The following is a 12,893-nucleotide window of genomic DNA, read 5'->3' as shown; positions in this document are numbered from 1 at the left end:
TGCTAGGCATGATCTAACCCTCGGTCTCTGGCGTCGCGACTGCGAAATTTCGCGAGGGTTTCCGAGAAGGTGATTGCGCTTCGCAGATCTCCAGGCGCGTGGGTGCGGACGTAGTCAGCGCCATTGCCGATCGCGTGAAGTTCCGCCGCAAGGCTCGCTGGACCCAGATCCTTTACAGGAAGGCCAACGGTGGCGCCCAAGAAGGATTTCCGCGACACCGAGACCAATAGCGGAAGCCCCAACGCCGACTTCAGCTTTTGAAGGTTCGACAGCACGTGCAGCGATGTTTCCGGTGCGGGGCTCAAGAAAAATCCCATCCCCGGATCGAGGATGAGCCGGTCGGCAGCGACCCCGCTCCGTCGCAAGGCGGAAACCCGCGCCTCGAAGAACCGCACAATCTCGTCGAGCGCGTCTTCGGGTCGAAGGTGACCGGTGCGGGTGGCGATGCCATCCCGCTGCGCTGAGTGCATAACCACCAGCCTGCAGTCCGCCTCAGCAATATCGGGATAGAGCGCAGGGTCAGGAAATCCTTGGATATCGTTCAGGTAGCCCACGCCGCGCTTGAGCGCATAGCGCTGGGTTTCCGGTTGGAAGCTGTCGATTGAAACACGGTGCATCTGATCGGACAGGGCGTCTAAGAGCGGCGCAATACGTCTGATCTCATCGGCCGGCGATACAGGCCTCGCGTCCGGATGGCTGGCGGCCGGTCCGACATCCACGACGTCTGATCCGACTCGCAGCATTTCGATCGCCGCGGTGACAGCGCCGGCGGGGTCTAGCCGCCGGCTCTCATCGAAGAAGGAGTCCTCGGTGAGATTCAGAATGCCGAACACCGTCACCATGGCGTCGGCCTCCGCAGCGACTTCCACGATGGGGATCGGGCGAGCAAAAAGGCAGCAATTATGAGCCCCATACCTACAAAGCCCCACGCATCAAGCTTTTGCCCATGAAGCAACCAGGCAATGGCTGTAATTATGACGACGCCGAGTCCCGACCAGACTGCATAAGCAACACCGACAGGGATGGATTTCAGAACCAGAGAAAGAAAATAAAATGCGATGCCATAACCGATTATGACAACGGCGGAAGGGGCAAGCTTAGTAAAGCCCTCGCTAGATTTTAATGCGGATGTTGCGATTACTTCGCCAACTATTGCGATAACAAGAAAAAGCCAGCCTTTCATGATATATCTCCCAATTTGTGTAGGGCTTATTATGCACGCTTAAAAATAATAAAAGCAGACTTGACCTGATAGTTTGGCTGTGAGCAATTATGTGCTTAGTGCATCTAACGCTTGAGTTAAGCCGCGCCGCGAAGCGGCGTCGGCTTGAACGAATTGTTAGACATTATTTGCCGACTACCTTGGTGATCTCGCCTTTCACGTAGTGAACAAATTCTTCCAACTGATCTGCGCGGGAGGCCAAGCGATCTTCTTCTTGTCCAAGATAAGCCTGTCTAGCTTCAAGTATGACGGGCTGATACTGGGCCGGCAGGCGCTCCATTGCCCAGTCGGCAGCGACATCCTTCGGCGCGATTTTGCCGGTTACTGCGCTGTACCAAATGCGGGACAACGTAAGCACTACATTTCGCTCATCGCCAGCCCAGTCGGGCGGCGAGTTCCATAGCGTTAAGGTTTCATTTAGCGCCTCAAATAGATCCTGTTCAGGAACCGGATCAAAGAGTTCCTCCGCCGCTGGACCTACCAAGGCAACGCTATGTTCTCTTGCTTTTGTCAGCAAGATAGCCAGATCAATGTCGATCGTGGCTGGCTCGAAGATACCTGCAAGAATGTCATTGCGCTGCCATTCTCCAAATTGCAGTTCGCGCTTAGCTGGATAACGCCACGGAATGATGTCGTCGTGCACAACAATGGTGACTTCTACAGCGCGGAGAATCTCGCTCTCTCCAGGGGAAGCCGAAGTTTCCAAAAGGTCGTTGATCAAAGCTCGCCGCGTTGTTTCATCAAGCCTTACGGTCACCGTAACCAGCAAATCAATATCACTGTGTGGCTTCAGGCCGCCATCCACTGCGGAGCCGTACAAATGTACGGCCAGCAACGTCGGTTCGAGATGGCGCTCGATGACGCCAACTACCTCTGATAGTTGAGTCGATACTTCGGCGATCACCGCTTCCCTCATGATGTTTAACGCCTGAGTTAAGCCGACTTGCGTAGTGGAGCCAAAGCCATGGCAAGCTCTTTCTGCCATGGCTTTGGTGTAACGAAGCAAGTTCGGCTTGAACGAATTGTTAGGCACCAACGCGGCGCCCCTCACAACGGTTTCCGGAAGCAGCGTACTTGAGCAACCTCCGTGAATCCAGCCGCCAGGTGCGCCGAGGTGCTTGCGCTGTTGGTAAGTTGAGTGTCGGAGGCGAATTCGGTGCATCCGCGACCACGAGCCCAATGCTCGGCGGCTTTTACCAGAGCTACACCTACGCCCTGACGCCGCGCACTTGGCACAACGTACCAACCCTCCAAGAACGCAACGTTGCCGGAGTAGCACTCCTCCGCATGCGGGCGGATCGAAAGCTCGGCAAACCCTAGTGCTTCTCCGTCGGGTGCTACAGCAATGAGGACAGCAGCAGGCCGGGCGACTTTTCCGGACAGAAATTCTGCGATCTCTGACTGGTGCTCTTGACATGTGCCATCTGGCCACAGCTCACAGCGCATGCTTAGCCAACTGGCCGAATCGGTAGTTTCAACAGGCCTGACGAGCGGCGAACTATCCATTGGTGCCTAACGCCGAAGTTCAGCCGCCAGAACGGAGCGCAGCGGAGTGATGGTCGGCTGCAACTTCATGTTATGCCGCATCTGCCTGCTACTCAACGACTGAGCGATTTGTGTGCGCTTTTACAACATTCGTTGTGTGCTTGAGCAAGTCTAGACCGCCCGGCAGGCCGTGCCCCGGAATGACGAACTGTGCTTCCGGGTAGTGTTGTTGAATCCGCTCAATGGAGGTGGGCCATTCAGCCAGATCGGCATCGGCCACGTTCCCCGCAGACGTGCGTGACAACTCATAAATCGCACAACCACCATAGAGCACACTCGCAGACGGGACGTACACAACTAAGTTGTCGGTCGAATGCGCAGCACCAGGATAGAAGAGTTCTACTGGACCGAAGCGCACTGCGTCCCCGCTCGATGAGAGTCCTTCTAGAGAGTGCGTGGGAATCTCGTTCCCCTCTACCTCGGCTAGCCGGCGTGTCGACGGTGATGCGTACGTTGCCACCCCAGCCGCCCGAAGGACATCAACGCCGCCGACGCGGTCGTCATGAAAGTGCGTGGAGACTGCACGCGTTACAGGAAGTCCAATTTGCTTCTCAATCTCCGCGAGAAGTGCCGCTGTGTTTTTCGCACCCCACGCTGTATCAATCAAAAGCAACTCATCACCATCACGGACAATGAGACCATTGGACGGGTAGACTGCGCCATCAAACGACTGCGTTGCGATATGCGACCAAACACCATCGGCAATCTGGTAAAGCCGGACCTCCCCGACCGGAATTTCGCTGACTGTCGGATACTCACCGCTAGAATCTACGGAAAAAGCGAGCGGACTCGCAATAGCCATGATAGACGCGGTCAAATAGACCAATAACTTACTCAAAAGTTTGAACATCAAAACTCCATGGGGGTGAGTGCGGCATAACTTTGTTTTAGGGCGACTGCCCTGCTGCGTAACATCGTTGCTGCTCCATAACATCAAACATCGACCCACGGCGTAACGCGCTTGCTGCTTGGATGCCCGAGGCATAGACTGTACAAAAAAACAGTCATAACAAGCCATGAAAACCGCCACTGCGCCGTTACCACCGCTGCGTTCGGTCAAGGTTCTGGACCAGTTGCGTGAGCGCATACGCTACTTGCATTACAGTTTACGAACCGAACAGGCTTATGTCAACTGGGTTCGTGCCTTCATCCGTTTCCACGGTGTGCGTCACCCGGCAACCTTGGGCAGCAGCGAAGTCGAGGCATTTCTGTCCTGGCTGGCGAACGAGCGCAAGGTTTCGGTCTCCACGCATCGTCAGGCATTGGCGGCCTTGCTGTTCTTCTACGGCAAGGTGCTGTGCACGGATCTGCCCTGGCTTCAGGAGATCGGAAGACCTCGGCCGTCGCGGCGCTTGCCGGTGGTGCTGACCCCGGATGAAGTGGTTCGCATCCTCGGTTTTCTGGAAGGCGAGCATCGTTTGTTCGCCCAGCTTCTGTATGGAACGGGCATGCGGATCAGTGAGGGTTTGCAACTGCGGGTCAAGGATCTGGATTTCGATCACGGCACGATCATCGTGCGGGAGGGCAAGGGCTCCAAGGATCGGGCCTTGATGTTACCCGAGAGCTTGGCACCCAGCCTGCGCGAGCAGCTGTCGCGTGCACGGGCATGGTGGCTGAAGGACCAGGCCGAGGGCCGCAGCGGCGTTGCGCTTCCCGACGCCCTTGAGCGGAAGTATCCGCGCGCCGGGCATTCCTGGCCGTGGTTCTGGGTTTTTGCGCAGCACACGCATTCGACCGATCCACGGAGCGGTGTCGTGCGTCGCCATCACATGTATGACCAGACCTTTCAGCGCGCCTTCAAACGTGCCGTAGAACAAGCAGGCATCACGAAGCCCGCCACACCGCACACCCTCCGCCACTCGTTCGCGACGGCCTTGCTCCGCAGCGGTTACGACATTCGAACCGTGCAGGATCTGCTCGGCCATTCCGACGTCTCTACGACGATGATTTACACGCATGTGCTGAAAGTTGGCGGTGCCGGAGTGCGCTCACCGCTTGATGCGCTGCCGCCCCTCACTAGTGAGAGGTAGGGCAGCGCAAGTCAATCCTGGCGGATTCACTACCCCTGCGCGAAGGCCATCGGTGCCGCATCGAACGGCCGGTTGCGGAAAGTCCTCCCTGCGTCCGCTGATGGCCGGCAGCAGCCCGTCGTTGCCTGATGTCTTTGCACATTAAAGACTTAAACTGATGAATCATAAAATCAATAACTTACATTAGGTATGATTCAGTAAATTTACATTATAGTTCTAAACTCAATGAACTTTGAGTTTAGATAACCAATCCATTTATGACATAATAGTTGTAAATTTACTTATGTTTGAGTTTACCTATTCCAAATATCCAATAAGTAAATAAAACGGTGATTGCAAGTGATATAAAAATGACTATTGGGGATGGTACTTGCATTGGACTCAACCAAAATCCAAATAAAATACATGCAACAAATGCACTGCTACAAAGAAACAACTTAAAAAATACCACAAGTATTGAATCTGATTTTTTCGTAATATTCATTCAAACTTCCTCTTTGAGTTTACAACTATATTGTTAAAGTTTAGAACATTAATGTCATTTTTGAGACTTTAATGGTCAGTCACAGCAACTGAAAAAGAAATATTATTGTCATTAATTGCAGCTACAAATTCATCTTTTTCAGGTAGATGGATAACATAACCTTTTACTGTACTTTCTTTTGGTAAGCCTAGTTCAGCTAGAACTTCTGCTACACTTCTTTCAGTTCCATAAAAATCATCTTTTTGTTCTTGAGCTTGCTTTACTCTTTGCTCAAGTGTACCCCTTTGTTTAGCTTGTCCCATTTATTCAACCTTTTGGTTTACAAATATATTGTTTAAGTTTAGAACATTAATGTCTAGTTTACGACCTGATTGTCAAACTACACAATTAATGCGCCATATTTAATAAGTTTTAAGTACCATTCAAAATATTTAGAATTTGAGAGTTATTGCCATCAAACCATTGATATAACTCTGATCTTACCTCAGTATCAGAAAAACCCCATTTTAGTCCACTAAAAAAAACACCATCATCAAGTTCATAAAATATTTTTTTAAGCATATCTTCAGTTATATTATCAATATTAACCAAATCATCAGAAGCCAAAAGAATGTCTTTTATGAAGCTTAAATCGCCTTGATATTCTAAATATGTTGTTTTAATTGCTCTATTGCGTACATTTTTATCAATCATTTTAAAATCCTAAATATTTGCAAAGATAGAAACAACAATAGATAGGATTAATAACAACGGATACCATATTTTAAAACTATCTTTATCAAAAGTAGGTTTAAACATGGTTGATGGGACACCAATTAATCCTATTCCAAAAACCAAGAAATTAATAATTATAACTATTATTGAGAATTCACTACCCTTATTCATGGAGTAAACAAAATTTGAAATAAAAGATATAACAAAAAAGGGAATCCAAAGTATAAAACGATTGTAAATTAAATGACTATCAAAACTTCCAATATGCGTTTTTATACCTCCATCACTCCAAGTAGAATAAGTAATATCGTAAACGTTTGGATTGCTTTGAATATGATCATAAAAAGCTTTTTCTTTTTCGGTTAGGCTATCCAGTGGACGACCATCTATAAAAATAGAAAAAAGTCTGGCATCTCCCAAACCATGAGATCGATCAGTCCCTACACCTCCAGACGTATAATCTGGCAATTTAAAGTCTAAATATTGTTCTTTACCCATTACTTCATCCATCATAATTAGGATCTTTCAAATCCACTAAGTATAATCTTTTTGAAGCATTTTGACTTCAAAAAAGCTAAAAAAACGACATAGTGTGTCGCACAACTATCATTTGAATCAGAAAAAATACTAAATATCATATCTTATGTGTACATTGTACATATTTATTATTATAAATCAATATTTATTTATATGTACTTTGTACATATTAAATAAACTATATTGACTTAATGCTAAGACATAATTATAGTGCTTATATCAGATCAGAAATGACTGATGGGCAATGTTTTTAAATTTTTTCAGATTCCAAGAGAACTGAGAGGCACTTATGCGAACTGTACAAATTAGTTTTGTTGGCGACAATGCCAATATCAAGTCTGATTTTTTCAATTTTTCTGATAACACATTCACTTTGTTAGAAAAAATCCTTGAAAAATTCCTCCCCCTTGTCAATCCCCACAATAACTTCAGTCAAAAATCAAAAAACACTGATGCACCTATAATCGGGATCAGTGATGCTTTTTTAATTAAGGCTGCTCTTTCAAAATTGCTGTACATAGATCGAATGCAATTCCAGATTGAAGACAAACTTCAACTGACTGAGCTTTTAATGAAAGTTGATCATATTTTCCACAGATCAATTAATAGTTATTACACACCCAATGTCTTTACAGGCGCATTTACTCTAACAATAGATAAAAGGAAATAAGCTAATGTTAGATAAAAAAGATAAAGCTAAACGCAATTCAAATGATGTGAAATTGCACAGAAATAAACGAAAAGAACGCATAGAAAGCGGTAATCCAGAACTCTGGAATATCAAAGATTGTGCTGCAATCCTTTCTACCGACTACTTACGGGCAAAGTATGGTTTTATGGCTTGGCAAAAGATTGGTCAGCTTATGAATTATCCACTCCATACAGAACTTAAAAAATAGGAATATCCATGAAAAAATTTAGCTTTTCGACTTTTATTGTGTGCCTTTTAACTACAAATGCTTATGCCGATTTTTCTGGAAAAGTGTATAGCGTAACTGATGGTGATACGATCACTGTAATTTCAAACAATCAAAAACAGATTGTACGTTTAGAAAATATTGATGCGCCAGAAACTTCTCACCCTAATAGTAGTGTACCAACTCAACCTTATGGCCAAGCTTCACGCCAGTTTTTAAACAGTCTGGTTTATGGGAAAGTTGTCTATGTAAAATCAAATAAAATGGATCTGTATAAGCGAAACATTGGCACGGTGTACATAGGTAATCTCAACGTCAATTTAAACCTTGTAGAAAACGGTTTTGCTTGGTATTCAAGAGAATATGGCAATGACCAATCCTATGTTGATGCGGAAAATAGGGCAAAATATCGTAAACTTGGCTTATGGAACGATAAGAATCCTATTTATCCTGCTACATGGCGAAAATACTACCGCTAATCTTCAGTGCATTTCCTGAGAATATTATTATGGAAAAAGGCGAAAAAAAATTATATGTCCACGCAGGCATTCGCATTACCAAATCCAAGAATAAGGTTTTAGTGATATTTACGCTCGATGATAAGGGTAATATCGATAAAGAACTTCATTTTGAAGCCGATGCAGGTGACAAGAATCTTCTTGGTCTAATCTTCGAGGGATACTTTGAAGATGATACAGCCAGACTGAACAGATCCATTACACTACAAAAGGGCAAGTTTGAGGACAAGTCCCTCTTAACTCAATGGATCGCCGAACAGAATACAGCTCTATCTGATGCTAAAAAGACATCCTTAAAACCAGAAGTTATTAAAGACCTTAGTAGTCGTTTAGAACCAGAACGAAAGGCATACCAAAGTGCTCTTAAACGTGGAGATCTAGAAACAGCTAAATCTATCAAAGATCTTCTAGAATTGATCCTAACCAAGCCGTTGAATTAAAGAATTTAGAGTACCCTTTATGTGTAATGAACATAACTCATTTGATCTTAAAGCTGCTTGTAAAGAGTGCCCATTCAGAAAAGGAAATGGCTATTTAAGACCTGAACGTATATTGCAGATCATCAATTATATGAAATTTGATGATCAACTTTTCCCATGTCATAAAACTGCTAGTAAAGATGCCAGAGAGCCATACGATGAAGCAATGGAGCAGATCGATGATGAATTAGACTGGATCATCGATGAGGATATAGATCCTATTGAACTGGAGAACATGCGTAAACAGCTTGAGATTAAATACAACATCCCTGAGCTATTAGAAAATGTAAAATTCGCCCTAATGAATAGCGAAAAGATATGTGCAGGTTGGATGATCTTAGCAAAAAAGGAAAAAATAATTCTTAATAATTTTCGTATTAGACTTGCCCTAATGACTGGACAACTTACCCTCGATCAATTCAAAAATGAAGAACTAATTTATGAAAATGAAGCAGAGGCATTATACGCTCACTCGCAATTATAAAATCAGTAATAATCTTACAAATGGCTATGCGGAATAGCCAAAAGATTCATGCTTCAAACCATGAATCTTTCTTTTTTCCTTTCTTTTTTCAAGGCAAATTATTCTTAATTAATATCTGAAAAATCACAATCAATTATAATTTTCTTTAATAAACCTAAATCACCTTTTTCATGTATAAAACAACAAAGACCACTGAAAAAATTATATTCTTCAATTTGAGTTCTAAAAGTCAGTCCAAAAAAAGGAAAGTCAAACTTCCATGTTGGCTCATTTTCATAATATGCTATTTTCATAGCCTCTAAGCTTTGTGCAGTTGTTTTGAACATAAAGTATTGGTTTGGTTGCAAACCTGAAACCATATAACTATAAGGGGCAATACAATACTCAAACCATTTATCTTCTTTATAATTAATTGCGTAATTCATTAGTTTATGGATAAACCAACGTTGATCATCATTTAAACCAGAAAGGGTATCTTTCAATAATATGAGACCATTTCGCATATCAACAATTGATACATCATAAGGTTGAGTGAATCCATTAGATTTCATGTAATTACTAATATCTATATTAGGATCTTTAGATGGCAATACTTTTGGTTGGAAAAAACTTTGAGTATTATTGGTAAAATAGTATCTAAACTGATTTTCACAAAAATTATAAATAACATCGAATTTTTCAGGTGGCAACAGGCCAATGTCTTTTGCAATATCCCCTAAATTCTTTACTGATATTGAATAACCTTGTCTTTGAAAATTAATTTTTGGATCATTGGATATTATTAAAAAAGTTATATCCTTATAAATTTTATCCAATTCATGCTTTTCTAGCATTTCGAGCGTATCCACCATCTTGGATCTACTTCCATCTGCTGTAACCTGAACAGCCTTACCCATAATAGAATCACCAAGATCTATTGCAGGATGGTTATGCTTGACTATATTTAGATTCATTAAACCCAAACCATAAAGGTGATTCAGCAAAGTTGGTAAAATGGTCTCCATTACATGATTATCATCGAACAATCCTTGCTGACATTTAAATGTTATTGATGTGCTCAAATTTGCAAATGCAGTACTCAGATGATGACTTTGCTCTGTTCTAGTTAACATGGCATCCCCAAATCAGTTTTAATCTAAATAATTGTAAATATATCAAATTCCCTTTTGTTTAGGCCAAAAAAAGACTGGATCAACCAGTCTTTTTTGCTTTAATCATCATTCATCTTTAAGGTTTTTACTGATTTGAGAAAAGATAATTTCATAATACTTTTCTAAACTTTGTAAAATTTCAACGTCCTGATCTTTAATTTCCTTTTGCATCTTCTGTACTGAAACATCACGACAATTGATAAAGTCTTCCACATATTGATAGCGTTGAATCGCATCTTCCTCACATAACTCAAGCATCGATTCATCAACATACCTCGTAAGTGCCTTTTGTGTATCTAATGCTGCCTGATCAAGCTGCTGTAGATCCTCTATACTTGGGATGGAGAAATGGGAAATAAATATATCTGAAGATTTTAAGTGCGACTGCACACGTTGAGCGAACTCATTAGAATACAGCTGCTCCGCATCAATGAAATTATTTTCCTTAACAAAATCCTGAACCTCAGTGACAGTTTGAACTTCGTTTTGGTTTAATTTCAAATAATGATCAATATTTTTTAATATTTCTTCAGGTGGTAAATCTGCTTGCTGTTGCGTCTGGATCTTGTTGGTCTCATCCAATACAAAAGCAAGCTGTTCATTCTCGACTTTAACTTCAGCAAATAAGTTATCAATTTCATTATCTAAGTCATCATTGAATGAACTATCAGCTACGTCCACCTCATAGAATGGAGACGCAAAATCATTCACGCTACTTGCCTCAAGCATCAGCTGAATAGTTCTGAGTGCAGCATAGAATGACGAACCAACATTACTTTGGTTTTGGTTGAACATTGCCCCGATATTTTCTAAGTCAGATTGAATACCCCGATTCTCAGCTCCTATTGCCTCAATTTTGCCATAGTTCGGACAACTTTGAGCCAATGTACCAGTTTCAATGAAACTGGCTAATTTCGCAATCTGGTCTTCATATTCGATGTGGTCAAAATATGAAAGTTCCTTTTCTATCGATACGAAATCATTTAAGCGGATCTTATTTAGTTTTGGTGGTGTTACATACATGGTCTGCATTTGGATCGCAGACAATACGCCACTTTTACCGCCATCAATTTTTTTCGCAATAATCATTGTGAATTGCCCCTCTTGCTGAGTGGCCAATGACTTATAAGAAACTGTTGGACGTTTCTCAATACCTACATTTGTGGACTGTCGGTAATTCGTACCAAATAGTTCACTTGTCTCAACATTGTAGCCCTGAATCGTGGCCTGATTGGTATCACTTACAATCCCTTTAACACGGGTATAAGTTTGGCCTTGTTCACCAGAGTTAATACGACCGATAGTTTTTGTATTGGTATTGGCAATAATTGCCTCACCCTCTTTTTCATCTGCACGTAAAATGTCCGAAACGTCTTGTGCGGAAAAGGTCATACTGAAAGATAAGCCACGAGCTTGAGCAGGAATTACCGAAAGACCTGCCACAATTTGGTAGCCTACTTCATCCAGAACAACTTTATAGCAAGTCTTGGAGGCTGTGACTTTCGATTCAATAACATTTCGTACCACACCATCAATCTTGTTACCCAATGCCCCTGCCATCATTTGCTTCAATGATCCGACACAGAGTTTTCCAAGCATTTTGATCGTATCTGGAGCATTTTGTAGAGCAGGTAAAACAATCAGCAAACAACGTCTGTTCAATACCACATCGAACATATCAATTTCTGAGGCTTTATCACCATAGATATGACCAAAGTTAAATGACAGATCACTGATTGCACGGGTAAAACTCATAATTACATAGCCGTGCTGTTCATTGGTTTTTGCATCCTGTTTGTACATTCTGCTTTCATCAAAACCTGCCAAAGAGCCAAGATAGGCACGTAATGGACTTACAGCTGTGATGTATTTTTCACCAAAGATTTTATAATATTTTTCAAAATCCTCTCCGTAGGCCACACGGATAATTAAGTTGAGTTCCTGATATTCAACGTAAGTTTTTGGCTGAAGTAGTAATAGGCCACGATCTCGAAGAAATGTCAGAATATTGGTTAATGCGGTCAGGTACATAATTGTACGGCCTTTCCACATATCACCACCTGAACCACCAGAGTCATCCAATAGGTACACCAACTGTTCACTTAGCATGGCTGCACTGGTGTATGACATCAGGTTAAATGTGTTACTGAGCTTATCTTCTTGCTTCTCAAGCAAGTCTCGCCCTGCGGTAATAAAGTTAGTCACCAACATATCGTCTTGACGCATAAAACGAGCAGTCAAATACATTAATTCAGCGACTAGATCCGTTGTACCCTTTGCATCAGAAATGATAAATCCACTATTTTGCAGCAATGGATTGGTCAGGATCATTTTAATCGTTTCAGTCTTACCTGCACCCGTTGTACCAATGAGCAGGTCATGGGTTCTTTCATCACTGTCTGTTTTCCAAACCTGTTGTCCTGTGATGCGGTCAACACCATAGTAATATGTACCATCTCCCCATGCTTTCTCAGGATTTTTCCACAAGGAAACCTTTCTGGCCAGAGCATCAAAAGATCCGTCAGGGATCTTGGCATGTTTAGGCACTCGATATGGCATATTGTGAAACCGTTTTTTAGGTACTAAGTACAAACGGATCATTAATAAGGCGATTGGCGTTAAAAGAATTAAGAAAAAGGGAAAGAAAATTGTTAATACGGCAAGCGAAGAAATAACTATGGCAAATAACTGAGACCCATCAGATTTCAGCAATGCTTGGTGCATTTTCTGAAATATATCACGGGTATCTACACGTAAATCTTTCGGTTCAAATTGATTTGTAGTTCCATCGTGTCTAGGCGCAACCATCTTT

At 42.9% G+C, this 12,893-nt stretch carries 14 protein-coding genes and 2 pseudogenes; 6 read left to right on the top strand and 10 right to left on the bottom strand.

The genetic code is table 11. From position 1 onward, the window contains the following. Positions 1-2: 2 nt before the first annotated feature. The 5 genes and pseudogenes from sul1 to R2H34_RS17315 all read right to left on the bottom strand — a co-directional run bounded on the left by sul1 (position 3) and on the right by R2H34_RS17315 (position 3,617). Complete coding sequence (sul1, locus tag R2H34_RS17335) at positions 3-842, bottom strand: sulfonamide-resistant dihydropteroate synthase Sul1 (protein ID WP_000259031.1); 840 nt, start codon at positions 840-842, stop codon at positions 3-5. Then, complete coding sequence (locus R2H34_RS17330) at positions 836-1,183, bottom strand: quaternary ammonium compound efflux SMR transporter QacE delta 1 (RefSeq protein WP_000679427.1); 348 nt, start codon at positions 1,181-1,183, stop codon at positions 836-838. The genes sul1 and R2H34_RS17330 overlap by 7 nt, the downstream gene beginning before the upstream one ends. A gap of 116 nt (positions 1,184-1,299) precedes the next feature. After that, positions 1,300-2,138, bottom strand: a pseudogene (gene aadA1, locus R2H34_RS17325) (ANT(3'')-Ia family aminoglycoside nucleotidyltransferase AadA1). A gap of 131 nt (positions 2,139-2,269) precedes the next feature. Further along, positions 2,270-2,728, bottom strand: coding sequence for an aminoglycoside N-acetyltransferase AAC(6')-Il (gene aac(6')-Il, locus R2H34_RS17320; RefSeq protein ID WP_318342577.1), 459 nt, complete (start codon positions 2,726-2,728; stop codon positions 2,270-2,272). An 88-nt stretch (positions 2,729-2,816) separates the two neighbouring features. Further along, positions 2,817-3,617 (bottom strand): subclass B1 metallo-beta-lactamase VIM-2, encoded by an 801-nt coding sequence (locus tag R2H34_RS17315; RefSeq protein WP_003108247.1) that lies wholly within the window; start codon positions 3,615-3,617, stop codon positions 2,817-2,819. Positions 3,618-3,783: 166 nt separating this feature from the next. On the opposite strand from R2H34_RS17315, the gene intI1 reads away from it, so the two are divergent. Next, positions 3,784-4,797, top strand: a complete 1,014-nt coding sequence (intI1, locus tag R2H34_RS17310; RefSeq protein ID WP_000845054.1) for a class 1 integron integrase IntI1 — start codon at positions 3,784-3,786, stop codon at positions 4,795-4,797. Positions 4,798-5,364: 567 nt separating this feature from the next. Here intI1 and R2H34_RS17305 read toward each other — a convergent pair. The 3 genes and pseudogenes from R2H34_RS17305 to R2H34_RS17295 all read right to left on the bottom strand — a co-directional run. Then, positions 5,365-5,583: pseudogene (locus R2H34_RS17305) on the bottom strand (hypothetical protein); the annotation flags it as partial. A gap of 109 nt (positions 5,584-5,692) precedes the next feature. Further along, entirely contained in the window at positions 5,693-5,974 is a 282-nt protein-coding gene (locus tag R2H34_RS17300) for a hypothetical protein (protein ID WP_240016362.1), read from the bottom strand. 9 nt (positions 5,975-5,983) lie between these two features. Beyond that, complete coding sequence (locus R2H34_RS17295; protein ID WP_240016363.1) at positions 5,984-6,508, bottom strand: hypothetical protein; 525 nt, start codon at positions 6,506-6,508, stop codon at positions 5,984-5,986. Between the two features lie 313 nt (positions 6,509-6,821). On the opposite strand from R2H34_RS17295, the gene R2H34_RS17290 reads away from it, so the two are divergent. From R2H34_RS17290 to R2H34_RS17270, 5 genes are read left to right on the top strand one after another with little or no spacing between them, the layout of a single operon-like run. Then, positions 6,822-7,202 (top strand): hypothetical protein, encoded by a 381-nt coding sequence (locus R2H34_RS17290; protein ID WP_240016364.1) that lies wholly within the window; start codon positions 6,822-6,824, stop codon positions 7,200-7,202. A 4-nt stretch (positions 7,203-7,206) separates the two neighbouring features. Continuing rightward, entirely contained in the window at positions 7,207-7,431 is a 225-nt protein-coding gene (locus R2H34_RS17285) for a hypothetical protein (protein ID WP_044424310.1), read from the top strand. 8 nt (positions 7,432-7,439) lie between these two features. After that, the gene (locus R2H34_RS17280; protein WP_240016365.1) at positions 7,440-7,928 is read left to right on the top strand and encodes a thermonuclease family protein; all 489 of its coding nucleotides are present in this window, start codon (positions 7,440-7,442) and stop codon (positions 7,926-7,928) included. A 29-nt stretch (positions 7,929-7,957) separates the two neighbouring features. Next, positions 7,958-8,407 carry a hypothetical protein gene (locus R2H34_RS17275; RefSeq protein ID WP_151711496.1) on the top strand — a complete coding sequence of 150 codons (450 nt, stop codon included), beginning with the start codon at positions 7,958-7,960 and terminating at the stop codon, positions 8,405-8,407. A gap of 19 nt (positions 8,408-8,426) precedes the next feature. Next, complete coding sequence (locus R2H34_RS17270; protein ID WP_240016367.1) at positions 8,427-8,930, top strand: hypothetical protein; 504 nt, start codon at positions 8,427-8,429, stop codon at positions 8,928-8,930. A 104-nt stretch (positions 8,931-9,034) separates the two neighbouring features. Here the strand turns inward: R2H34_RS17270 and R2H34_RS17265 are convergent, their stop codons facing one another. Continuing rightward, positions 9,035-10,042: an SMEK domain-containing protein gene (locus R2H34_RS17265; protein WP_240016368.1), complete on the bottom strand. Its 1,008-nt coding sequence runs from the start codon at positions 10,040-10,042 to the stop codon at positions 9,035-9,037. A gap of 105 nt (positions 10,043-10,147) precedes the next feature. Then, positions 10,148-12,889 carry a type IV secretion system DNA-binding domain-containing protein gene (locus tag R2H34_RS17260; RefSeq protein WP_240016369.1) on the bottom strand — a complete coding sequence of 914 codons (2,742 nt, stop codon included), beginning with the start codon at positions 12,887-12,889 and terminating at the stop codon, positions 10,148-10,150. Between the last annotated feature and the right edge of the window lie 4 nt (positions 12,890-12,893).

The organism is Acinetobacter sp. 16, assembly GCF_033439925.1.
Classification (GTDB): domain Bacteria; phylum Pseudomonadota; class Gammaproteobacteria; order Pseudomonadales; family Moraxellaceae; genus Acinetobacter; species Acinetobacter junii.
The sequence above is the reverse complement of the archived record's forward strand: the minus strand, read 5'-3'. Positions and strand labels throughout refer to the sequence as shown.